Source organism: Streptomyces sp. P17 (assembly GCF_032436805.1).
GTDB lineage: Bacteria > Actinomycetota > Actinomycetes > Streptomycetales > Streptomycetaceae > Streptomyces.
Map to the genome: position 1 here is coordinate 1 of NZ_JAVRBF010001455.1, position 238 is coordinate 238.

1 protein-coding gene is annotated in these 238 nt (G+C 58.8%); it reads left to right on the forward strand.

The annotated features are described in order from the left end of the window. Positions 1 to 58: 58 nt before the first annotated feature. Positions 59 to 238: hypothetical protein (locus tag RMT89_RS45330; RefSeq protein ID WP_315889583.1), on the forward strand; the 180-nt coding region annotated here is incomplete at its 3' end.

Here is a 238-nt window from a genome sequence, read left to right on the forward strand (position 1 = left end):
GTTTTCCTGACCATTCTTGCGACACGTCCGCAAGGCCTGATGAGCAAAGGCTGATCCCATGACCACGGCAAATACCGCACTTTCAGAAAGCGCTGGCGCCATAACAGCCGATACTGTCAAAGTCACCGTCATCCGCCACACGAGTTCCAGCCGCGTGGCGGCCATGGTCAGCCTGATCGTTTTGGCCGGAATGATCACCATGCCGTGGTGGGGCCAATCCGGCCACATCCGCTGGGTC